This window comes from Labrenzia sp. CP4 (genome assembly GCF_001579905.1).
Taxonomy (GTDB): Bacteria; Pseudomonadota; Alphaproteobacteria; order Rhizobiales; family Stappiaceae; genus Roseibium; species Roseibium algicola.
This window is the reverse complement of record NZ_CP011927.1, coordinates 1,775,397-1,796,416: the sequence shown is the minus strand read 5'-3', so window position 1 is coordinate 1,796,416 and position 21,020 is coordinate 1,775,397. Positions and strand designations below refer to the sequence as shown.

22 protein-coding genes, 1 tRNA gene and 1 pseudogene are annotated in these 21,020 nt (G+C 57.0%); 13 read left to right on the top strand and 11 right to left on the bottom strand.

Annotation, left to right across the window (positions count from 1 at the left end; translation table 11 throughout):
* Positions 1–4: 4 nt before the first annotated feature.
* Complete coding sequence (locus tag ACP90_RS08275; protein WP_062491461.1) at positions 5–961, bottom strand: tripartite tricarboxylate transporter substrate binding protein; 957 nt, start codon at positions 959–961, stop codon at positions 5–7.
* 220 nt (positions 962–1,181) lie between these two features.
* On the opposite strand from ACP90_RS08275, the gene ACP90_RS08270 reads away from it, so the two are divergent.
* The 5 genes from ACP90_RS08270 (at position 1,182) to ACP90_RS08250 (ending at position 7,961) form a co-directional block, all read left to right on the top strand.
* The gene (locus ACP90_RS08270; protein ID WP_062487850.1) at positions 1,182–2,120 is read left to right on the top strand and encodes a LysR substrate-binding domain-containing protein; all 939 of its coding nucleotides are present in this window, start codon (positions 1,182–1,184) and stop codon (positions 2,118–2,120) included.
* Between the two features lie 44 nt (positions 2,121–2,164).
* Positions 2,165–3,091 (top strand): LysR family transcriptional regulator, encoded by a 927-nt coding sequence (locus ACP90_RS08265; RefSeq protein ID WP_062487848.1) that lies wholly within the window; start codon positions 2,165–2,167, stop codon positions 3,089–3,091.
* 111 nt (positions 3,092–3,202) lie between these two features.
* Positions 3,203–4,366, top strand: a complete 1,164-nt coding sequence (locus ACP90_RS08260) for a mandelate racemase/muconate lactonizing enzyme family protein (protein ID WP_062491459.1) — start codon at positions 3,203–3,205, stop codon at positions 4,364–4,366.
* Between the two features lie 387 nt (positions 4,367–4,753).
* Complete coding sequence (locus tag ACP90_RS08255) at positions 4,754–7,123, top strand: arylsulfatase (protein ID WP_062487846.1); 2,370 nt, start codon at positions 4,754–4,756, stop codon at positions 7,121–7,123.
* Positions 7,124–7,430: 307 nt separating this feature from the next.
* The gene (locus ACP90_RS08250) at positions 7,431–7,961 is read left to right on the top strand and encodes a GNAT family protein (protein ID WP_158514166.1); all 531 of its coding nucleotides are present in this window, start codon (positions 7,431–7,433) and stop codon (positions 7,959–7,961) included.
* A gap of 73 nt (positions 7,962–8,034) precedes the next feature.
* Here ACP90_RS08250 and ACP90_RS08245 read toward each other — a convergent pair whose 3' ends face one another.
* The 3 genes from ACP90_RS08245 to ACP90_RS28405 all read right to left on the bottom strand — a co-directional run bounded on the left by ACP90_RS08245 (position 8,035) and on the right by ACP90_RS28405 (position 9,353).
* Positions 8,035–8,346, bottom strand: coding sequence for a DUF1778 domain-containing protein (locus tag ACP90_RS08245; RefSeq protein ID WP_088665268.1), 312 nt, complete (start codon positions 8,344–8,346; stop codon positions 8,035–8,037).
* Between the two features lie 121 nt (positions 8,347–8,467).
* Positions 8,468–8,950, bottom strand: a complete 483-nt coding sequence (locus ACP90_RS08240) for a hypothetical protein (protein ID WP_062487840.1) — start codon at positions 8,948–8,950, stop codon at positions 8,468–8,470.
* A 7-nt stretch (positions 8,951–8,957) separates the two neighbouring features.
* Positions 8,958–9,353: a helix-turn-helix transcriptional regulator gene (locus ACP90_RS28405; RefSeq protein ID WP_158514165.1), complete on the bottom strand. Its 396-nt coding sequence runs from the start codon at positions 9,351–9,353 to the stop codon at positions 8,958–8,960.
* A 103-nt stretch (positions 9,354–9,456) separates the two neighbouring features.
* Between ACP90_RS28405 and ACP90_RS28180 the strand changes: the two genes are divergently transcribed.
* The 3 genes and pseudogenes from ACP90_RS28180 to ACP90_RS28890 form a co-directional block, all read left to right on the top strand.
* Entirely contained in the window at positions 9,457–9,669 is a 213-nt protein-coding gene (locus ACP90_RS28180; RefSeq protein ID WP_197923224.1) for an excisionase family DNA-binding protein, read from the top strand.
* A gap of 17 nt (positions 9,670–9,686) precedes the next feature.
* Positions 9,687–9,944 (top strand): hypothetical protein, encoded by a 258-nt coding sequence (locus ACP90_RS08230; RefSeq protein ID WP_062487836.1) that lies wholly within the window; start codon positions 9,687–9,689, stop codon positions 9,942–9,944.
* Positions 9,904–10,953 (top strand): annotated as a pseudogene (locus tag ACP90_RS28890) (tyrosine-type recombinase/integrase); the annotation flags it as partial. The gene ACP90_RS08230 and the pseudogene ACP90_RS28890, both read left to right, overlap by 41 nt.
* Before the next feature lie 152 nt (positions 10,954–11,105).
* On the opposite strand, the gene ACP90_RS08225 reads toward ACP90_RS28890, so the two are convergent.
* Positions 11,106–11,182, bottom strand: a tRNA-Ile gene (locus ACP90_RS08225).
* A 257-nt stretch (positions 11,183–11,439) separates the two neighbouring features.
* Here ACP90_RS08225 and ACP90_RS08220 point away from each other — a divergent pair.
* Both ACP90_RS08220 and ACP90_RS08215 read left to right on the top strand, forming a co-directional pair.
* The gene (locus ACP90_RS08220; RefSeq protein WP_023014617.1) at positions 11,440–12,507 is read left to right on the top strand and encodes an AI-2E family transporter; all 1,068 of its coding nucleotides are present in this window, start codon (positions 11,440–11,442) and stop codon (positions 12,505–12,507) included.
* Between the two features lie 150 nt (positions 12,508–12,657).
* Positions 12,658–13,404: an SIMPL domain-containing protein gene (locus ACP90_RS08215; RefSeq protein ID WP_062487834.1), complete on the top strand. Its 747-nt coding sequence runs from the start codon at positions 12,658–12,660 to the stop codon at positions 13,402–13,404.
* Between the two features lie 98 nt (positions 13,405–13,502).
* On the opposite strand, the gene ACP90_RS08210 is transcribed toward ACP90_RS08215, so the two are convergent.
* The gene (locus ACP90_RS08210; RefSeq protein ID WP_062487832.1) at positions 13,503–14,090 is read right to left on the bottom strand and encodes a GNAT family N-acetyltransferase; all 588 of its coding nucleotides are present in this window, start codon (positions 14,088–14,090) and stop codon (positions 13,503–13,505) included.
* A gap of 176 nt (positions 14,091–14,266) precedes the next feature.
* Between ACP90_RS08210 and ACP90_RS08205 the strand changes: the two genes are divergently transcribed.
* Positions 14,267–14,767 carry a cytochrome b/b6 domain-containing protein gene (locus tag ACP90_RS08205; RefSeq protein WP_062487830.1) on the top strand — a complete coding sequence of 167 codons (501 nt, stop codon included), beginning with the start codon at positions 14,267–14,269 and terminating at the stop codon, positions 14,765–14,767.
* A gap of 62 nt (positions 14,768–14,829) precedes the next feature.
* Here the strand turns inward: ACP90_RS08205 and ACP90_RS08200 are convergent, their stop codons facing one another.
* Positions 14,830–15,927 carry an FAD-dependent oxidoreductase gene (locus tag ACP90_RS08200; protein WP_062487829.1) on the bottom strand — a complete coding sequence of 366 codons (1,098 nt, stop codon included), beginning with the start codon at positions 15,925–15,927 and terminating at the stop codon, positions 14,830–14,832.
* Between the two features lie 194 nt (positions 15,928–16,121).
* On the opposite strand from ACP90_RS08200, the gene ACP90_RS08195 reads away from it, so the two are divergent.
* Positions 16,122–16,796 (top strand): dimethylsulfonioproprionate lyase family protein, encoded by a 675-nt coding sequence (locus ACP90_RS08195; RefSeq protein ID WP_031268172.1) that lies wholly within the window; start codon positions 16,122–16,124, stop codon positions 16,794–16,796.
* A 22-nt stretch (positions 16,797–16,818) separates the two neighbouring features.
* Here the strand turns inward: ACP90_RS08195 and ACP90_RS08190 are convergent, their stop codons facing one another.
* The 4 genes from ACP90_RS08190 to ACP90_RS08175 form a co-directional block, all read right to left on the bottom strand.
* Positions 16,819–17,643 (bottom strand): transglutaminase-like domain-containing protein, encoded by an 825-nt coding sequence (locus tag ACP90_RS08190; protein ID WP_062487827.1) that lies wholly within the window; start codon positions 17,641–17,643, stop codon positions 16,819–16,821.
* Between the two features lie 10 nt (positions 17,644–17,653).
* Positions 17,654–18,763 carry a permease gene (locus ACP90_RS08185; RefSeq protein WP_201030457.1) on the bottom strand — a complete coding sequence of 370 codons (1,110 nt, stop codon included), beginning with the start codon at positions 18,761–18,763 and terminating at the stop codon, positions 17,654–17,656.
* Positions 18,756–19,088 (bottom strand): metalloregulator ArsR/SmtB family transcription factor, encoded by a 333-nt coding sequence (locus tag ACP90_RS08180; protein WP_055655668.1) that lies wholly within the window; start codon positions 19,086–19,088, stop codon positions 18,756–18,758. Before ACP90_RS08180 ends, ACP90_RS08185 begins: the two co-directional genes overlap by 8 nt.
* 141 nt (positions 19,089–19,229) lie before the next feature.
* Positions 19,230–19,895 carry a TetR/AcrR family transcriptional regulator gene (locus tag ACP90_RS08175; RefSeq protein WP_022997922.1) on the bottom strand — a complete coding sequence of 222 codons (666 nt, stop codon included), beginning with the start codon at positions 19,893–19,895 and terminating at the stop codon, positions 19,230–19,232.
* A 147-nt stretch (positions 19,896–20,042) separates the two neighbouring features.
* Between ACP90_RS08175 and ACP90_RS08170 the strand changes: the two genes are divergently transcribed.
* Entirely contained in the window at positions 20,043–20,951 is a 909-nt protein-coding gene (locus tag ACP90_RS08170; protein ID WP_062487825.1) for a shikimate dehydrogenase, read from the top strand.
* Positions 20,952–21,020: the final 69 nt, after the last annotated feature.

Sequence of the window (21,020 nt, the reverse complement as noted above, 5' to 3'; positions counted from 1 at the left end):
GCCGTTACTGAATGATACCCAGCGCTTTCGCGCCCTCGGTATATTCCTCGACCCGTTTGGCGACGAAGTCATCCATCTTGTCATAGCCAATGTCGGTCAGAACGAAGCCGCCGTCTTCCATCTTCTTGACGAAATCCGGCTGCGAATTGATCTTCGACACGATGTCGGAAATGCTCTGGCGCAGATCCTCGGGGGTCGAGGCCGGAACCGCAACGCCGCGGTAGGCACCGCCGACGATGTCATAGCCAAGTTCCTTGAAAGTTGGCACGTCTGGGAAGGCGGGCAAACGTTCTTCCGCCGCGACCGCAAGCATCCTGAGCGCATCCCCCTGGCTGATGCCGGAAGTCGCATAGTTGAAACCTGCCATCGTCGAGCCGCCAAGGACCGCGGTGATTGAAGGGCCTGTTCCGGAGAAAGGAACATATGTCGTCACCACGTCAGCCTGACTGTTGAAGCGGATCGCAGCGAGATTGTTCGACGAATTAGAACCCGATCCTGCGAAGGTGACGAGGCCCGGATTGGCCTTGGCGTATTCGATCAGTTCGCCAAGCGTGTTGAATTGGCTTTCCGCGCGCACGAAGATTGCGTCCGGCGTATAGTGGAAATAGTGCACTGGCGTCAGGTCCTCAGTGGCATATCCCACCGAACCGGCAAGCGGCTGAAGCACGGTATGCGGCATGTTGATGCCCATGATTGTGTAGCCGTCGCCCGGTAGCGAATTCAGCTGGGACCAGGCCTGCGCACCGCCCGCGCCGGGCTGATACTGGATGACGACCTGCTGACCGGTTACGTTCTCCCATTCGGACTGCTGGAACCGGGCAGAAATGTCGGATTCCCCACCTGCATTGAACGGAATAATGTAGGTCATCGGCTTGTTCGGGAAATCTGCCGGCGACTGAGCGGCAGCGGAGCCCGCGGCCCCCAGCAACGCTACAAGAATGGTTGCGACTGTTTTCTTCATGGTTTCCTCCTCTTGGAATGCCGCGCGCGGCACACCGAAAATTGAAGCAGCACGCCGCATAGGCCATGGCCTGCGGACACGATCTGCTTACTACCCTGCGGAAAGGTTAGTTACGCCCAGGGTCCGGTCACTCCTCACAGACCGGCAAAAAGAGCCTAGACTGCTGCTCTGGAATAATTAAATTCAGATTTTGCACTTCATTATTGCGCAGAGGTAATCAATGAATGAGGGCGATCTGGGATTTTTCGTGCTTCTCGCAAGGCATGAAAGCTTCGTTGAGACAGCGCGGGAAATCGGGGTGACGGCATCAGCTGTTAGCCGGAGGCTTGCCCGACTTGAGGAGAGACTGGGTGTTCGCCTCATGAACCGCACGACACGCAGGGTCAGTCTTACAGGCGAAGGTGAAGCGTATTTCAGGAAGGCGGTTCGCCTGCTGGGCGAGATAGAGGAACTGGAAAACAGCCTCCGCGTGGGACGGGAGCGTCCCAGTGGTCTGCTGCGCATCAACGCCACCTTCGGGTTCAGCCGGGCCTACATAGCGCCGACCGTCGCGGAATTCTCGGACCGGTATCCCGACGTCGACGTGCAGCTGGTGGTGACCGATGCGCCGATGAATATCATCGAGCAGGGCTTCGATCTGAACATCCGCTTCGGCAATCCGCCGACAAGCAACCTGATCCAGCGTCTTCTGCAGAGGAACCGGCGTTTCATGTGTGCCTCCACCTCATACCTGCAAACCCATGGGGAACCGAAGGTATTGAAGGACCTGAAGGATCATGAATGCATCGTGCTGAGGCAGGAGCACGACATTTACGACATCTGGAGGTTCGACGACCTGGGTGGAGAAACCGTTTCGGCGCGCGTCAACGGTAGACTGAGTTCGAACGACGGCGAGATTGCGCGCGAGTGGATGTTGGCAGGCCATGGCATCATGCTCCGGTCCGAGTGGGATATTGCAAGCCATGTGCGGGAGGGACGCCTTCGGGTCGTCCTGCCGGACTATTTCCAGACAGCGAATATCTCGGCCATCTATCCGGAGCGCCACAACCTTACCGCAAAGGTCCGTCTCTTCGTTGACGCTCTTGCCGAGCGGATACAGAAAGCAAATGCAGCCGAACCGTTCCAGATCTCCGGTCACCATCTTAATCGCGGGCGATAGGCATCGCGTTGAATGCGGCAACCTGCTACTAATGCAGAAGTCGCATGGATCACAAGGACGGTCAGCCTATGGACCTGGCGCTGCTTGAGGACTTTCTCGAACTGGCGCGCGAAATGAATTTTTCACGCGCGGCCGAAAATCGGAACCTCACCCAACCTGCATTCAGCCGCCGCATCCGCACACTGGAGAGCGCCATCCAGACCCCCCTTGTTGTTCGCACCACGCGGCAGGTTGCCCTGACGCCGGCAGGCAAGGCGTTCCAGTCCCGGGCGGAAGTCATCGTCAGACTGCTTTCCGACGCTCGGCTGGAAGCTCTCGAAGCGGCGGGACAGGCGAAACGTTTCCTCAATCTCGCTGCCACCCATGCCCTGTCCTACACATTCGTACCCCGCTGGCTGATGCAGGTGGCGGGACCTGGCGAAGTCGGCACGCTCAACATGGTTTCGGACACGCATCGCCAATGCACCCGGCTGATGGAAAGCGGCGATGTCAATTTCTTCATCTGTCACAGAGGCCCTGTCGGCCCTTCAGTTCTGCCGGAAAGGCAATTCACCTACCATACGATCGGAAGAGACAGTCTCGTCCCGCTTTGTGCTCCAGATTCCGGAGGACACCCAATCTGGAACCTCGAAGCCGGTCTGCCGGACATCCCGTTCATATCCTATGCTGCCGCCTCAGGGCTGCACACCATCCTGGAATCCTACTGGGCAGTTTACGGACGCCCGCCCTTTCATGTTGCCATGAGCTCCGTTCTGGCCTCGGCCAATCTTGAAATGGCAAAAGAAGGTCAGGGCGTCGCCTTCCTTCCGCTTTCGCTGGCAGAGCCTGAACTCTCCCGTGGAAGTCTGGTGCGGTGCGCAAGGAAAGACAGTGACATCCTGGTTGAGGTCGTTATCTACCGCCCTCGTTCGCGCCTGTCTGCGCACAGCGAAGTATTCTGGCAGAAAACGGTGAGTGCCGGCGTTATGTGATTTATGCAATTTTTGCATAATTATACCCGGAAACGGCATTGGCCGGTTGAACCGGTCTTCGTCTAATTTTCCAGTCGACACCAACGCATGCAGCAAAACAGGAAAACACCAATGCGGATCGTCGACATCTGTGAGGTCACGAAACCGATCTCCTCACCAATTCGGAACGCCTATATAGATTTCAGCAAAATGACAGCAAGTCTTGTGGCCGTTGTGACCGATGTCGTCCGGGACGGACACCGGGTCGTGGGCTACGGCTTCAACTCCAACGGCCGTTACGGACAAGGTGGTCTCATCCGTGAGCGTTTTCGCGGCCGCGTGCTTGAAGCCGAACCAGCGTCGCTTTTGAACGATGAAGGAACGAACCTGGACGCCCACCGGATCTGGGCTGCGATGATGCAGAACGAAAAGCCTGGTGGACACGGAGAGCGCTCGGTCGCCGTCGGCACGATCGACATGGCTGTTTGGGACGCGATCGCGAAGATCGAAAGCAAGCCGCTGTTCCGCCTGCTCGCCGAGCGAAAGGGTGTAGAGGCCGATCCGCGCGTATTCGTCTATGCCGCCGGCGGATATTACTACCCCGGCAAGGATGACAGTGCCCTGCGCAAGGAGATGCGCGGTTATCTCGACCGCGGCTACAACGTGGTCAAAATGAAGATCGGCGGGGCTACGCTGGCGGAAGACCAGCGCCGGATCGAAGCGGTGCTCGCTGAAATTGACGGCGAGGCCCAGCTCGCCGTGGACGCAAACGGGCGGTTTGACCTTGAAACCGCCATCGCCTACGCAAAGATGCTGAGGCAATATCCGTTGTTCTGGTACGAGGAAATCGGCGACCCTCTCGACTATCAGCTACAGGCCGCGATGGCGGAATTCTATCCTGGCCCCATGGCAACGGGAGAAAATCTGTTCTCGCACCAGGATGCCCGCAATCTGATCCGCTATGGCGGGATGCGGCCGGATCGGGACTGGCTTCAGTTCGACTGCGCCCTTTCCTACGGTCTTGTGGAGTATCTGCGCACCCTTGATGTACTTGATGAGCTTGGCTGGTCACCGTCGCGCTGTATTCCCCACGGCGGACACCAGATGTCGCTCAACATCGCGGCGGGGCTGGGGCTTGGAGGCAATGAAAGTTACCCGGATCTGTTCCAGCCCTATGGAGGCTTTCCGGATGGCGTTGCGGTTTCAGATGGCCATATCGTGATCCCCGAACTCCCAGGTATCGGATTTGAAGGCAAATCGGACCTGATAAAGGTGATGCACGACCTGGCACGTTAAATTTTCTCAACTGCACACTGGCGCGGTCTTCAGACTTGGTTTGACATTGCCACAATCTCTAAGCATGGCAATCGGTTACTACCGCGCATTGTTAACAACGCATACCTTGGGGAGAGTCATGAAAAATGTCCGCTCTGTATACTAAGAGCAACAGACCATAATGTCCGGAATGGGGGCGCTGATCTGATTTGCAGCTCTTCACACTTACAGTCGGAATTGCAGACTCTCCAACTATTCAAGAGCTCAACGAAATTTCCAGGTTGGTTGGTTGAAATCGTTCCACCTGGGCGCAGCTACGAAGTCGCGTGAACTTTTGAAGGTGCTCAATTTAAAATAGTATGGCAACCTAAGTGCGTTGAATGTGACGGTTCCGTCAGGAGGCCAGAAATGTTGAACCAATTCGTTCGCCAAACCATGCAAGGTGGTATTGTTGCGCTGAGTGTGAGCGCATCGAGCGTGGCATTTGCCCAAGACATGCCCCGTGATGGATCTGTTCTTCCGTTGCCACCTGCGCCATTCGAAGGGACGATCACGGAGACGTTCGAAGGTTCGACGCAGGATTATCCGCAACCCGTCACACCTCCTGAAGGTGCTCCCAACGTTCTAGTGGTTCTCATCGATGATCTCGGTTTCGGACAACCAGGCACGTTCGGTGGCCCGATCCCAACCCCTGCAATGGATGCTTTGGCAGATGAGGGACTCCGCTACACACGGTTTCATACTACTGCCATCTGCTCCCCCACACGCGCGGCGCTGCTGACTGGACGCAATCATCACCAGAGTGGCTTCGGTACGATCACGGAGCTGTCCACCGGATATCCGGGATACAACAGCATATGGCCACGCTCATCCGGTACGATTGCGGAGATCCTCAAGGATCAAGGCTACTCCACTGCAGCCTTCGGTAAATGGCACAACACACCAGATTGGGAGACTTCCCCAATAGGGCCGTTTGATCGCTGGCCCACTGGTCTGGGTTTCGAATACTGGTACGGTTTTCAAGGTGGAGAAACTAGCCAGTGGGAGCCTCAACTTTTTCGCAACACCACGCCCGTCGAGCCCGCAACGCGCCCCGAAGACGGTTACAATCTCAACGTCGATTTGGTCGACGATGCGATCGCCTGGCTGGACCGCCAAAATTCGATCGCACCAGACAAGCCCTTCTTTCTTTATTTCGCGCCAGGAGCCGTCCACGCCCCCCTGCATGTCAGCAAAGACTGGATCGAAAAGTTTTCGGGTAAGTTCGATCAGGGATGGGACGCGGTACGCGAACAGACCCTGTCTAAACAAAAAGACATGGGACTCGTCCCCGCGAACACGGAGCTGACACCGAGACCGGATGAAATCGCTGCATGGGACTCGCTTGACGCGGATGCCCAAACTATTTTCAGCAGGCACCAGGAAGTGTTCGCCGGCTTTCTTGCCCAAACGGACCATGAGATAGGCAGGTTGATCGAGAAAGTTCGATCAACACCTGAGGGCGACAACACGCTGATCATCCTCGTGGCAGGCGACAACGGGCCGAGCGCAGAAGGCAGTGTCACTGGTACTCTCAACAATATGATGACCCAGAATGGCATACCGGACACGGTAGATGCGCAGTTGCCGGAGATCGACGAAATCGGCGGCCCGCTGCACGAAAACCATTACCCCGTTGGCTGGGCGTGGGCAGGGTCTTCCCCGTTTCAGTGGATGAAGCGCGTGCCCTCCCATTTCGGTGGAACCCGGAACGGCATGATCGTTAGCTGGCCCAGTCGAATTTCAGACAGTGGAGGAATCCGGACGCAGTTTCATCATGTCGTAGACATCGCCCCGACCATCTTGGAGGCCGTCGGCGTTCCGGAGCCCAAGGTCGTGAACGGAACAGAGCAGACACCCATGGCGGGTGTCAGTATGGATTACAGCTTCGCCGATGCTGCGGCACCCGGCACCCGACAGACCCAGTATTTCGAAACCGGCGGCCATAGAGCGCTCTATCATGACGGCTGGGTCGCCGCCTCGTTCCATGGCGCTCCATGGGTACTCACAGGCTCGGTGGGGTTCGAAGACAGCGTCTGGGAACTCTACAACATCGAGGAAGACTTTTCGCAAGCGCATGATCTAGCCGCCGAGAACCCTGAAAAGCTGGCCGAACTTCAGGCACTCTTCGACGAGGAGGCGCAAAAATTCGATGTCTACCCTCTGGACGACCGCTTTGCCGAGCGTGCGACAAACCCTGAGCGGCCTTCTGTCACGAAGGGCCGAACAGTGTTCACATACACCTCCGGCACAGTCCGCGTGCCTGAGGGTAGCGCTGCTCCAGCCTACCAGCGTTCTCATACGATCACTGCAGACATCGAAGTGTCTCAAGAAGGCGCTAGTGGCGTGCTAATTGCCAACGGCGGCTCCTCTGCGGGCTATACGCTCTACCTCGACGGTGGCGTTCCGGTCTACGAGTTCAACTTTTTCGGCAAAGAACGATACCGTGTCGCCGGAGAAACGCCACTCGAACCTGGCACTCACAGCGTGAAGATGGTCTACGAACAGGCACCGTTTAACCCGGGGCAGGAAGTCACAGGCGGGACCGCAACCCTACTTGTTGATGGAAATGAGGCCGCGACTGGAGAGGTAACGATGGTAGTTCCCGCGCGATACTCGGCAACGGAAACCTTGGACATAGGCATGGATCTTGGATCAACGGTTTCTCGTGCCTACGAAAAAGAAGCCCCTTTCCCGTTCAGCGGCACCATCAATAAGGTGACCGTAGAACTTCAATAACTTGATGGTGGTCGGTGATCGCATGCGCTTCAACATAGCGAGTGACGAACCTTAGCAAATGTGGGTGATTTCACTTTAGAGCGACTTTCCTACATCCCGTCTACCTGTCTTTAGTGTGAAAAATAAAGTTCGCTACGCCTGCATTGCAGAAGCAGACAAGCTCTCCAGAAGTCCTGTCGCGAACTTGACATCAAATACAAGCGGCCATTTTCCCTATAGCTTCAACTGTCTCAAAAAATTTCTCAATGAAAAGACTCTGTCATTTTGCCTGCGTATTTTTCGCATGTGTGTGTGTCTGGAGCTTCGAATGGCTCTAGATTTGACAACCCGTCGGTTGCAGTTAACCCAAGTTCGCTCCGAGGACTGGGAAGAGTATTATCCGATCATATCTGCTCCAGAGACATCGGCACACTCCGACTTACCTCGCGCGCCAACCGAAAAACGTGCAAGAGGATTTGTGGACTGGATGGTTCGCTTATCTCAGCAAAGCAAGGGTTTCGCCTGGATGGTACGTGACGTCGAGACCCGAGAACTCCTTGGCTGCATTCGCTTGAACTCAATCGACAAACGGGCGTCAGTAGCAGTCATCGGCTACGAGTTCGGCAAGCCTTTTTGGGGGAATGGATACGCTACAGAAACGCTGATCGTAGTCACCAAACATTGCCACCAGGTAATGAACCTCTACCGGCTGGAAGCTTGGACGTTGGCTGGAAATTTAGCCTCAGGCCGCGTTCTAACCAATGCAGGATTTAGATACGAGGGAACTCAAAGGCGGAAAATGATCATAGGGCGCCAGCGCTTCGACATGCGGCTATTCGGGCGATTGGCAGATGATTGACGCAACAATTTCTCTGACACAGGCATTTTGCGTAGAAACGAACGTGTAGCCCGAGTTTGAGCGACCCAAGCCGTCAGTCACCCTCGACGACAATCTCTCTGTGCAACTTGGCAGACCCCAACAGACTATCAGTTGGTGCAGCTGAGCGGTCTAGCGCCTCGAAAAATGTTGAGTGATCGTCCGGAGCCAGTACTGTCCTTTCATGAGCTGCAATGACATCTTGCGCGCGCAAGAATGCCGCAGTGGTCACGAAGGTGCTGAGACCCATTCCCGAAAGTTCTGCCGCCTTCATAATAGTCACCTTTATGAATGGTTTTGTGCGGATATACAGCCTGGCATCGCTCTTCTCTTGCAGAGAAGTTGCAAGATCCGTTGCTTCCGTCATCTCCGTCTCCTTTTCGCGCATCGAGTGAATGGGATTTTCCAGAAAACCGCATGTCAAACGGCTGGACACTTCAAGATCTGGATTGCAGTTCGCAAAAGCACTGGATCAACAAGTTGCAAAGTTAGTTTGACGATCCGTCCGCTGTGTCCAACGGAGTGTTGGCCCTAAAGGTCAGTTCTGAGGCATCGACAAACTTCCATGCCCTTTCTCCAGATTTTCGCGATTTCCTGAACGAGGCGGCTCTCCAGGTTCCGAGCAGCCTTTCGAGACCATCAATCAGAACCAGCTGACAGAACGCATAAATCGTCAAACCACCGAGACCAATCCAACAAACCACAGTCGGCTCCAAAACCCCGTGGAACAAAAGAAAAGCTGCAAAAAGAGGCAGGACGAGCGCGCATAAGGATATGACCTTGCTTCTGACCACATTCCGTTTCCAGAATTGAAGAATTTCTTCTTCGCTTAGGATCCTTCGCTTCTTTCTGTAGAAAGCGAGCCCACCAAACAAACCGTCGCTGCTATCGTTTTCGGAATTCTCAGAGAACTTCTGATTGAGTTTTGTTAGAAGTGCTTCAGAAATCACTTCTGCCTTTTCATTTTTCATAGAGATCTCACAAGACCGTATTAAATATTCGCCTCAGCTCTTTATCGCCGAAGTCTCTTCCTGAAATTACCTCTTCATATACAAATCGAATTAATTTGGCTTTCCTCTCTAGTGGCGGCTCCAAATCATTCATTTGCGCAAATTTTTCCACAGCAAGAACAGCGGCTTCGACAAGCTCACCATTCATCTCACTTTTTATCTGTCCCTCACCCAGCAAGAGCCATGCTGGCGACACATCGTATTCCTCGCAAATCCTGCAGACCAAGCCGACGGGAACCGGCGAAGCCCCGCGTTCGTAGTTCTTGTAGGAGCTCTGGGAAACACCGAGTTTTTCCGCGAACGGGATTTGCGAATATCCGGCACTTTCTCGAACAACCGCTAATCGTTTGCCAATTTCAGACACTTCAGGGTTGACCTCGGTACAGATTTTTGTACTAAGTAGGAAATGATAGCTTCCTACGTTGCTAAAGCTAAGTTTTTCATACCAGTGGAGAAAATTCGATACAATGGCTCTGGGATTGGAATCAATTAAAGAACTGGCAAACCGGACAGGTTGGCCAATAAGCCGTATTCGCAAGCTCGTTGAAAATCGCGAACTGCGACACGTAAGGATTGGTGGTGGAATTTTCATTCCAGATGGCGCAATCGAGGAATTCATCAAGAATAATACGATACCGCCAATCGGCGAAACGGCGGCCCACACTTCTTCTAGAGCTTGAGGGCATTGGTGGCTGCAATGACCCTTTCGCAGAAACACACAAGGTCTATAAAGCTGGCTGTCAGCAGATCTACCGCCGCCGACATGCTGGACATTTCACCAACAACTTTCGACACGTGGGTCGGTCGCGGCTGGATGCCAAGAGGGTATAAGATTGGTGGACTAAGAAGGTGGTTTGTCGATGACCTCCGATCGAGCCTTCATGACCTGACCGAAGCGACGGCAACTGCAGAAGATGAAGACGCCGAAAACCCGTTCGACTATGCCGTCGGCTAGTCGAAAAAAGATACCCTTTAAATATTGTTCAGCAGATGTGGATCGGCACGGCAACGTCCGGTTTTATCTGCGTCGGCCAGGCTTGCCCAAATACCGTATGCAGTCCGCATTCCTCGACGCGAAGGGCAATATCACAGAGGTATTCGTCGCCGAGTATCATCGGGTTATGGCAGGCAACGTCAACCAACCAGCAGCCAAGAAGGCTGATGACTGGGATCCAGGTTCAATTGGCTGGCTATTTGCCCAGTATCAGCGATCCAAGGCGTTTCAACAGCAGGATCAGACCACTCAACGAGATAAGTACAGCGTCTTGGGGCGCTATTGCGCGGCAGTCGGCCACCTGCCGTTCCAGAAGCTAAGAAAGTCCGATGTGGAAGCCAGCCAAATGAAACGCCGTGAAACACCCGCGGCAGCGGACAAACTCGTAAAATATCTGAAAGCTCTATTTAATTGGGCGATGAATGACGTTGATCTCATGGCGCGGTTTCCGTTGCCACGAAATCCAGCTGAAGGAATTTCGAAGATCAACCGCTCAGACGGATTTCATACCTGGTCCGCAAGCGAAATAGCGACGTTCCGGGAACATTACCCTATCGGCACCACAGCCCGTTTGGCGTTCGAGCTACTCTATAACCTGGGAATTCGCAGGTCAGATTTGGTTCAGCTCGGTCCGGACAACCTTGATGGCGACACAATCAAGCTGGTACCGCAGAAAGGAAGCAAGAATGAATTGCTTGTCTTGCCAATCACAAGGGCCCTCATGGACGCGCTCCGCGACGTCCCAGAAGGCCATGATACCTTTCTGACGACAGAGTACGGCAAACCGTTCAGCTCGAACGGCTTTGGCAACAAGATGCGGGACTGGTGCAACGCGGCGGGGCTTAAACAGTGTTCTTCTCATGGTCTACGAAAGTCGGCTGCGACCGTGCTGGCAGAAGCTGGCGCTACGGAATACCAGCTAATGGCCGTCTTCGGCTGGACCGATTCAAAGACTGCTCGGATCTACACCAAAAAGGCTGAACAAGTACGTCTCGCCAAGTCAGCGTTCGAGCACCTTGAAATATCAACGAAACCGAAAAATGTCCCACTTTCCTCCACCATCAAATCCAGTGGGACAAAAAGAGGAAAAAATGCAGGAAAATCAACACCCCGAAAGTGGAGTGGTGGGCCCGGAGGGACTCGAACCCCCAACCAATCCGTTATGAGCGGACGGCTCTAACCAATTGAGCTACAGGCCCACGGCAGGGCGAAGCCTTTGCAAGTCCCTGCGTCTGGTTCCCTATACCATGGCCAATCTCCGGGGCAAGTGCTTTGCAACGGCAGGGTGAAAAAGGTTGGGAAACTGGCGCGGTGGAAGCGTTTCTCAAGAGGTCTGGATCGCCTTGATGGAAAAAGCGGTTCCGTTCGCCTGCGCCATCGGGTCTAAATGAGACAGCCGGGCCTTTGACGAGTCGCCCGGGGAACAGACCTGCCAAACTCGCCCGCCGGAGCCACCATGCGATCACCGCTTCTCACCGCCACGCTGAGTGTCCTGCTTGTGTGCATGATCGGCTGGCTGCTGGTGGTCGGGCGGTCCCTCATCCTGCCGTTCGTGATCGCCCTGATCGTCTGGTACATGATCAACTCGCTGGCACATGTCTTTGCGCATATTCCGCTTGGCCGCTGGCGCCTGCCCCGTTTGGTGTCGTTTTCACTGGCGTTGCTGACGATCTTCTTTGCCAGCACCGTGGTGCTCGACATCGTGACCGTCAATCTCACCCAGCTTGCACTGGACGCACCAACCTATCAGCGGCGGCTGGAAGAACTCTTCACCCAGGCATCCACCCAACTGCACCTTAATGACCCGATCGAGTTGAAGGACCTTCTGCCCGATTCCATCGTGCCGCGCATGGTGACCGCGGGGGCGAGCCTGGTGACGACGCTGGCCGGGTCGGCCAGTCTTGTGTTCATCTATGTCCTGTTCCTGGTGCTCGAGCAGTCGACATTCGACCGCAAGTTCGAACGCCTGTTTCCTTCGCCCGAGCGGGCGGAAGCCGCGTTTGCCATGCGGGCCGAGATCAACCGCTCGATCATGCATTATTTCTCGATCAAGACCGCCGTCTCCGTTGCCACGGGCGTTTTGACCAGCCTTGTTCTGATCGCCATCGGCCTGCCTTACGCGGCCTTGTTCGGCTTCATCGCCTTTCTGCTCAACTACATTCCAACCATCGGTTCGCTGATCGGCGTGATCTTTCCCAGCCTCCTGGCGGTGGTCTATTACGACACGTTGGGTCCCTTCATCGCGATTGCGACGGGCCTCGGCCTCATCCAGTTCACCATCGGCAATCTGGTCGAACCGCGCCTGATGGGATCCAACCTCAATCTGTCAGGCCTCGTCATCATGTTGTCGCTGGCCTTCTGGGGGGCGATCTGGGGTGTTGTCGGCATGGTTCTGTGCGTCCCGCTGACGGTGATGATCGTGATCGTCTGCGCCCGTTTCGAAGGTTCCAGGCCGATTGCGATTCTGTTGTCGCAGACCGGTGAGGTCGGCGGCCTGTCGGGCAAGACCGGCACCACGGGTTAGGCCTCCGGGGAAGAATTTCAAACGACCTTCGAGGACATCTGCCGGGTTTTGCCGATGAACGGCAGATGAACACAACCGTCATTACGCCGCCGCAATCACAAGCGAGTGTCCGGCCATCGAACAAACTGTTTCCATCAAGGATAAGTTCATATGAATGCCCCTCTTTTCCCCTCCGTCTCCCTGCTGCGCAAGGCTGTTCTGGCCGCTGGCCTCAGTGCCGCGCTCGTGAGTGCCGCACCGGCTGTCGCGCAGGATTCCCCGGCACCGGCCGGCACGATCACCATGCAGGGCCGCGGTGCAGTTTCCGTTGCCCCCGACATGGCCGTCATTTCCGCAAGCGTCGTCACCACCGGCAAATCCACTGCCGATGTTCTGGCTGAAAACAGCGCCGCAATCGCCAAGGTCATTGAAGCGGTGAAAGCAAACGGCATCGAAGCCAAGGACATCCAGACCAAGGGGTTCGGCATCTACCCGCGCTACGATCACTCCAAGAACTCCAGCAGCCAGCCGGATATTGCCGGTTATGAGGTTCGCAACGGCGTTGAGGTCAAGATCCGCGATCTGGCCAAGCTTGGCGGGCTGTTGACGCTTGTCGTCGAAAGCGGTGCAAACTCGGTCGATTCCATCCGCTTTGAAGTCAGCAATGCCGACGAGATACTGGATGAAGCCCGCAAGAAGGCCGTCGAGGACGCTCGGCACAAGGCAGGCATCTTTGCTGCCGCTGCCGGTGTCGATCTCGGCGCCATTGCCGACATCACGGAAACCGGCACCGAAATGCCGCGCCCGTACATGATGCGCGCCGAGGGCATGATGATGGCCAAGTCCACCGATGTGCCGATCGAGGCGGGCGAGGAAACCATCAGCGCGAATGTCACCATCCGCTGGACGCTGAAGTAAACACGCACCGGAAACAAGAAAACCGGGGCCTGGTTTCCAGGCCCCGGTTTTCTTTTGTCCAAAACTTCGTTCACCGGTCAGCGGGCTGCCGGGTTCCCTCAAAGGTTCCGGTGCCAAACCTGCATCGGCTTGTCGGTTTCTTCGTTCTCGCCGACATCGCGCCAGGGAAACGTCACGACGACACCCTCCAGCTTTTCGTAACCGCGCTTGCACCAGAACGGATCGAGCGGGGCGTAGTCTACCGGCTTCAGCGGGTGCGTGTCTGGGCGGATCACCGCACAGAAGGCTGCTTCACCGAAACCGAGCCGCCTGGCGTGTGCTTCGCGCTCGTCAAAAAAGCGATGGCCGATGCCCTGGCCGCGGTAGGCAGGATCCAGAACGGATTCGGCCATGTAGAAGACGTTTTCCGGATCCAGTCCCTGCTTGAGGAAAGGGGTCTTGAAAGCCTCCAGTTCGGCACCGAGCGGCTCACCTGTCGCCGCGCCAACCAGCCGGCTGCCGTCATATGCACCGACAATCACCGCGCCCTCCGTCCGGGCATAGCGTTGCAGGTATCCGGCCTCATACTCCAGAGACCCCTCATAGAGATATGGCCAGCTGCGGAAGACGGATATCCTCAGGCGCGCAAGATCGTTCAGCACAGCGGTCAACTCCTCGCCCGTCAGCGTTCTGATCTCAGCTGGCATGATGCCTCCCGTCCTTCAAAAACCGCCTGACCACTGGGCACAGGTCCGTTTGTTCCAATTGTCGCAAAACCGCCTGGACCTGTTACCAAATAGTACAAATCCTCGATACCTCTGCCTGCACTGGCATGGCACTAATATTTGGCATTTCTTTTCTTTGCGAGGAGCCAAAGCGCGCCATGTCCACGACACAGCCAGCGTCCTACAGTCCGATCCATATCATTCTGCACTGGGCGATCGCCGCCCTGATCCTGTTTCAGCTGATCTTCGGCGAAAGCATGGGCGATCTCAAACACGTGCTGCGCGACGGCGGCGTGCCGGATGCGGCAACCGCCTTTCTGGCCAATGCCCACATCTGGGTTGGCATTGCCGTTCTGGCCTTGACTGTCATTCGTCTTCTGGTGCGGGCAAAATTCGGCGTCCCTGCCCCGCTCCCCACTTCAAGAGTCCAGGAACTGGCCGCCAGGGGTGTCCACGGCCTGCTCTATCTGCTCATGTTGCTGGCACCGATCACCGGACTTCTGGCCTGGTACGGCGGCATCCACACTGCGGAAGAAATCCACGAATTGAGCAAGCCGTTCTTCATCGTGCTGATCGCACTGCATGTGCTGGGAGCGCTCTACCATCATATCGCCCTGAAGGATGGCATCATGATGCGGATGGTATCTTCCCGGCACTAGCCGAAACAGAAAAGGCTCCGGCAATCTCGCAAGCCGGAGCCTTCTTTTTTACGCCAGATGACTTAATCGCGTGCTTCCAGCCACACGCGCGCAGCGTCCATGTCGTTGCCGGTAAAGCCTTCCGCCAGTTTCTGCCCCACGACGGCACCAAACTTGTAGCCATGTCCGGAACAGGCCGAGACGACAGTGGTTTTGCCTTCGCTCATTGCGAAGAAATGCTCGTCTGAGGTGAAGGTGTAGGCACAGGTGACGACGTCATCGACGCGGTATTCCTTGATCCGGCCGAACGGCGGAGAGAAATAGTCGCGCAGGGTCTCGCCTTCGCCTGCAACCGGTATCCGATCCTGGTTCGGCGGAGCCTTGTACTTGTGAATACCCGCCCCGAACTTGAGGCCGGTTCCGGCGACCGGAGGCAGGATGTAACCGTCGATCGGCCCGCCCGGATCCAGAATCGCCGGCGATCGTTCCCAGGCCTCGCGCAGATCTTCAGGCGGCGTCAGATAGACGACCGCGGTCCGGTAAGTCGTCAGGCTGATGTCCAGCTTCGGGAAGAGCCCCAGCGTCCAGGCACCGGCCGTCACGATCACATGCTCTCCGGAGACCGTGCTGCCATCGGCAAGGCTCACCGTGCCCGCGGATGTGTCGACGGCAGTCACCTGTGCGTTTTCGCGCACCTCAGCTCCCTTGGCGATCAGCCAGTCGCGCACCCCGGCTGCAATTTTCTGGCACAGCAGAACGCCGCCCTCGTCGCTGACTGCGCCATAACGGATCGTCGACGGATCAACGAAGGGAAACCGTTTCGCCGTTTCTTCCGGTGTCAGGTCCTCGAACGGATAACCGCCCTCGACCAGACCGTCCCGATAGACCTCGCCGCCATCGCCCGGTTCCTGCGACAACAGCATGAATCCCGTTTCGGCGAGGTGCTTCTCACCCAGGTCGTCCCACATCTCGTCCCATGCCGCGTAGGCATCGCCGATGCGGCGCTGATAGCCGCCCTGGCCGCCATAGGCCCGGCGGATGATACGGTGCTGGTCACCGGATGCCGAAAGCGGGTTGGGGATTGGTCCCTGTTCAAGAAGCGTGACGGGCACACCTCGTTTTGTCAGGGCCCAAGCGGTGGAAAGTCCGGAAATACCGGCTCCAACAATCACAACTGTCATGAATTCTGTCCTGCGGAATGGAGGGCCAGATTATCTGCCTGTCCGGCGAGCGCAAGAGACGTTCTGACGCAAACCGCGCATGACGGTTATGTATTTTCGGTTGCCGTAAAGAGAGAAGCCGCTACGCTCCGTTCCGATAGGCTCAGGCCGATCGTGATCAGGGTGCGGGAGGACAAGCCGTGCTGGAAAATAACATGTCGGAAGAACAGCCTCTGGCCAGCCGCCGCCTCGCCGAGTTCCCGGATTGGGGCTATCTTTTGCGGGAATTCTACGAGGCCTACCGGTTCCTCTCGTCCGGTGGCAGCGACAAGATCCGGGCACATCAGCGCGCGGTGCGCGAGGCAATCGGGCGGGTGCTGAAATCCGATCCGGAAATGCGCTTCGATGCCCCGGCCCACAAACCCGTGACGGCACATCTCCGGCGTGCCCTTGACGAGGGCAAGCAGGAGCGAACCGCTCCGCTGGTGCGTGCCATCGAAAGTGTCCGGGACCATCTCATCTGGCAGTATGGCTACGAGAAAGTGCCGCGCGGCCTCGACAAGACGTATGCCTACGCGGAAATCTGCGGACCGAACGGACCGGTTCTGACGACGGACGTCATTCTGGGCCTGGTCCTGTTCGCACCGGGCTGTACATATCCGGCCCACGCGCACAGCGGCATATCGGAAAGCTACATCTGCGTTTCAGGAGCGGTTTCGGAAAATCACCAGGGGGTCTATGCCCCCGGTTCGATGATCTTCAACCCGCCGGAGCATATGCACCGGATCACCGTGTCCAAACTGGAGCCGGCACTTCTGGCCTGGGCCTGGATAGGCCCGCCGGAACGCCTCGCCAACCAGAAGATGGTCTTCAGCCGCAAGAAGGGGTGAGAGACCTCCTCCCCTGGCGACGTCAGACGATATCCCGTCGGATCGTGATCTCCGCCTTTTCCAGCCCGTCCGGCGAAAGCCAGACGGGCTCTGCAATCAGTTTTTCGCAGAAGATCCCCAGTTCGGGAAATGTCAGCCCCATGGAATGGGCCAGCGCGACCCGGTCACCCGGCTTCGGGTTGAGCCCGCAGCAGATCTCCCGTGTGCCCATCTTCAGGTGATGGGCAATGTCCCACTCCAGCACCATACCCTGATGCCGTGTCACCACCCAGCAGTGCATGTCGTCGCAGCAGCCGTTCTTTTCTTGCGGGAAAAAGTATCCGGTCACGTAACCGGCTTCGAAGCCGGCGGCACGCAGGCTGGCGATCAGGTAGGTGTTGATGTCGACGCAGGACCCTTCCGTCAGCCCGCACGACAGATAGGGCACTTCTTCACACCCCTCGTTGAAACGAACCTGAGGATGGGCATACCGGAACTTTTCGGCCGCCGCGTTGACGAGCGCCTGAATGGCAGCGTGACCGTCGGGCTGACTGTCGGCAACGTTGATCGCATCATAGACGAGATCTTGAGCCGCCCGGGTAAAACGGTTGCGCAGTGGCGCAAACACTGCATCAGGATAGCCCGGCCCGTCGTCGCGGTATTCGTAATTCACCACAACGTCTGCCCCGGGTTCCACCGACACCACGGCCACCATCTGGCCGGTGGTGATTTCTCCGGCCAGGCCCAGCTTTCCGCCCCTGATCTCGAAACTGACCGGCATCTGGTGTGGCGTCGGCAAGCCGACAGGCACCAGCAGCTTGTGGCGAACCTCATTCGCTCTGACCGTGACAGAAACGTTCGTGCGCATTGTCACTCCCTCAAAAAATCAGCTGAAAAACAAGACCGGACAGCACCGCACCCGCAAATCCCAGACCGATGTAAGCGGCAAAGACCTGCGGCCTGACCAGTGACCAGACGGCAGCCATTGCCGGGATCGAGCTGACAGCGCCCGCAATCATGAACGCCATCGCGGCCCCCGCGCTCATGCCCTGGTCCATCAGACCTGCCAGAAGTGGCGGTGCCACGTAGCTGTTGAGATAGGCAGGCATGCCGATCAATGCGGACAGAAGAATTGCCCCCAGTCCGTCGCCGCCAACAGCCCGCGCAATCAGGTCTGCGGGGACATAGGTGACGAGAGCTGCTTCGAGTACATACGCCAGTGCCAACCACTTGATCAGAAACAGTGCATTGGCTTTCAGTTCGATCCGGAACTTGTCGGTGCGCTCAGTCTCTTTCCAGATTTGCCAGACAGGCCGCCCTGTCTTCGCAGAAGCGCCACAGCCGCAGCCACCGGTCGCCGCCCCGATTTTCACCGGATTGGCCAGAAAGCCGCTACGCAGCGCAAGTGCGACGGAAAAACCGCCGAAAAGACCCAGCGCCACCGCAAAGACCGCCTTGCCGACGGCAAAGGGCCATCCCAGTGCACCGGCAGTGATCAGCAGTGTTGGCGGGTCAATCAATGGAGAGGACAGCCAGAACGCCATGATGGCTGACAACGGCGCACCAACCGCCAGAAGACCGGCAATGAACGGGATGACTTCGCAGGAACAGAAAGGTGCGAGACCACCAAACAGGGCTGCGAGAAAGATCGCCTGTGTCTCGCGTCCCTCGAACGCACGTCCGACAAACGCCTCTGCGCCGGCCGCCTTGAGCCAGGCGATCAAAACAACGGCAAAAGCAATATACGGCAATGTTCCCGCAAAGGCGGAGAGCGCGAAGGTTACAAAAGCGACGAAGTGCGGCTGGTCCAGCAACAGCACCAGCAACGGACCGCCGACGACAATCGTCCAGGTCGACAGAAGGTATTTCGAAATGGCGAGAGACTTCAGGGACCATTTCGAAGCAGGCGTGCTGCAGCAGGCGGTCTTCGGAGCGCAACAGCTTGCGCCGCTGCCGCTTGGCTGAAGGTTGTTCATCGCATCAGACATCGACGGTCTCCTTTTGCGGGGTTGGGCACTCACAACCCTTTTCGTCCACGCAGCACTCTTTCAGGATGTAACCGGCAAGGTTTTCCAGATGGCCATAGGCTGCCCGGTTGATGACCGAGCGGCCGTCCTTTTCCTGGGACACCAGGCCTGCCGAGGCGAGAAACTTCAGATGATGCGCAAGCGTTGACGCAGGCATGCCCGTGCGGGTCTGAATATCGCCGACCGTCAAACCACCCTGCCCGGCTTTCACCAGGGTCAACACCACCTGCAGCCGGGCTTCCGAGCCCAGTGCCGCAAACCCTTGCGCTGCAATTTCCAGATCCATCTGCGCCTCATTTAATATAACTATATTTCTAGTTATATAGTTTCTTTTGCGCTGTCAATTGCCGCCACAGGCTGTGCGGCCTCCGGATCAGGGCACGAAACTAGAAGGTGGGTACGGAAGGGCCTTGCTGGCGCTCGCGCATCAGGCAGCGACGAAACGCATTACCGTTTCGCAGACATCGCCCTTGAGGGAAACCTGACCGGATGCCGACTGCAATTCCGGACCGAACAGCATGGAGAAGGTCGTTGCGTTGGAGACGTTGAAAAAGCTCATGGCCGAGATCAGCCAATGGATCCTCAAGGGCGTCAGGCCATCGCGGAAGACGCCTTCGGCTACCCCTTTTGCATAAATGCCGGCAATCTGGGATATCGCCGCTTCGTTCAGGCTTTTGATCTCGTCCGACTGCTCGAGATAGCGGCCATGATGAATGTTTTCGATCATGACCAGACGGATGAACGCCGGGCTTTCGCGATGATGATCGAAAGTGAAAGCCACAAGCCTCGACAGTGCATCCCTTGGCGGCAAATGGTTCAGCTCCAGCTGTTCTTCGCCTTTGCGCACCTTCTTGTAGGCCGCTTCCAGAGCCTTGAGGTAGAGGCTCTCCTTGTCGCCGAAATAATAATAGATCATGCGCTTGGACGAGCGCGTCTTGGCCGCGATTTCATCCATGCGCGCACCGGAAAGACCGTTCGCGGAGAACTCCTCCAGGGCGACGGCCAGGATATTCGCGCGCACTCCCTCCGGGTCCTGCTTCCAGCGACCCCGCGAAGAATTTTTTTCCGGCAGCTCAGACTCATTGATCGACATGCCTTTTTCTAAACCAGCCCGGAACGGGTTACCAGCCCAAATTAACTGGGCGGTACATTTCGCTTGACTGAATTAACTGGTTAGTACATTTTGAACCTCAGGAGACGCGGTCTCCAGGCACACAGACCCCGAAAACGGGGCTGCCAAATGAGGTTTCTGGGAGGAACCTGGGTGGAAGCAGCAAGCAACATCGTACTGGCCGGACTGATCGGAAGGGGTATTGCCCGTTCCAGGACGCCGGAAATGCACATGGCCGAAGCAGCAGCCCAGAGCCTGCGCGGCGTCTATCGCATTATCGATGTCGATACGCTTCCCGAGGACGAACAGAACCTGAAAGCTATTGTGCACGCGGCCGAAGTGACCGGTTTCAACGGTCTCAACGTGACCTACCCGTTCAAGATGGAAGTGATCCCGCTGCTGGACCAGCTATCGCCCAACGCGGCGGCTGTCGGCTCGGTCAACACCATCGTGTTCCGGGATGGAAAGCGCATTGGCCACAACACCGACCTATGGGGATTTGCCGAGAGTTTTCGCCAGAACATGATCGGCGTGTCCCTGAAGACGGTGCTTCTCATCGGCGCTGGTGGAGCCGGCGTTGCAGTTGCCCACGCGCTGGCGGATTGCGGTGTCCAGCACCTGAAGATCTTCGACGTCGACACCGTGCGCGTGGAGCAACTTGCCCGGCAGGTTCGCTCAAATCGTCAGGGACTGACCGTGGAACCGGTCACGACCCTTGATGCTGCAAGCTGCGCCAACCTGTCCGGCATCGTCAACGCAAGCCCGGTCGGCATGGCCAAGACACCTGGAACACCGTTCCCGCTCGCACGGCTCAAGCCCGACATGTGGGTTGCGGACATCGTCTATTTCCCGCTCGAAACCGAACTTCTGGCTGGCGCGAGACGGCTCGGCTGCAGGGTGCTGCCCGGGTCAGGCATGGCGGTGTTCCAGGCTGTACGGGCCTTTGAACTCTTTACCGGTCGGCGTGCCGATCCGGTCCGGATGAAGGCGGCGTTCGACGCCTTCGATGAAATGCCGCGGGAGACCGCGGACGCTTAACCCCTTCCGGTTTCACATCATCACGAAAGCGGAAATGGTCATTTTGAAAATGTTACGCAAACGGGAGGA